We start from the raw sequence: 1,297 nt of genomic DNA on the forward strand, positions 1-1,297 counted from the left end.
TCGCCGCCGCCCGGCGGAGTGACCGGCCTCCCCGCCGGCACCGCCCGCTTCACCGGCACCGGCACCGCTCCCAGCGCCGGGCGGGCGGGTCGGCTGAACTCCCGCGACTTCCTGCTGTTCTTCGCCGCCCGTGCGACGGCCCGGCTGGGTGACGCGATGCTTCCGGTGGCCCTGTCGGCCGGACTGATCACGCACGGGCTCGGCGCCGGTGGCATCGGGCTGGCGCTCGCCTCGTACTCGGTGTGCTTCGCGGGCTTCGTAGTCTTCGGCGGCGTCTTCTCCGACCGTGCCGACTCCCGGCGACTGATGGTCGCCGCCGACCTGGTCCGGGTCGTCACCCAGGCGACGGCCGCCGGGCTCTTCCTCACCGGGCACGTGGTGCTGTGGCAGATCTGCGTGATCGGCGCGGTCAACGGCATCGCGGCGGGGACCTTCCAACCGGGCGTCGCCGCCATGGTGCCCCGCGTCGCCCGCGACGTGCAGGGCGCCAACGCCATGATCCGCACCGCCGAGTCGCTGGCTCTGCTGGCCGGCCCGGCGGCGGCCGGACTACTGGTCGCCGCCGTCTCGGCCGGCGCGGTGTTCGCGGCACACGCCGGCACCTACGCGCTCAGCGCGCTGTGCCTGCTGCTGCTCCGGCTGCCAGGTGCCGACCGGGTGAAGACGGCGCCCGGGGCCCCGCGTCCGCGTGCGGGCAGCGGCTACTTCGCCGATCTGACGGAGGGCTGGCGGGAGTTCCGCGCCCGGACGTGGATGTGGGCGGTCATCCTGCTGTGGATGGTGCTGATGGTGACGGTGTGGGGGCCGCAGACCCCGCTGACGGCGATCGAGCTCATCCCCGAGCACGGCGCCGGCAGTTACGGACTGGTCAACTCCGCGCTCGGCGGCGGCACCGCGCTGGGCGCGCTGCTCGCCTTCCGGCTGCGGCCGCTGCGACCGCTGCGGGCCGGAGCCGTCGCCCTCTTCGGTGCGGCGCTGTTCCCCGCGGCGGTCGGAGCGGGCCTGCCCGTCCCCGTCATCGCCGCCTGCACCGCGGTCTCCGGCGCCGCGTTGGGCTTCTGGGGAGTGATGTGGGCGACGAGCGTGCAGACGCAGGTGCCCGGCCCGGTGCTGGGTCGCATCCACGCCTGGGAGGTGGCCGGCTCGCTGTCGATGATGCCGGTCGGCCAGGCACTGGCCGGTCCCGCCGCCGGCCTCTTCGGGGCGCGCCCGGTGCTGCTGGCCGGTGCGGTCTGCGCGGTCCTGGTCAGCGGCGTACTGCTCGCCGTTCCGGCGGTGCGACACCTGCGCCGCGTCG

At 75.5% G+C, this 1,297-nt stretch carries 1 protein-coding gene; it reads left to right on the forward strand.

All coding sequences use genetic code 11. The features are described 5' to 3' along the window. Positions 1-18: 18 nt before the first annotated feature. On the forward strand, positions 19-1,297 hold a 1,279-nt coding region (locus tag ACYVE9_RS27235; protein ID WP_461030553.1), incomplete at its 3' end, for an MFS transporter.

It is taken from the genome of Streptomyces sparsus (assembly GCF_054776295.1).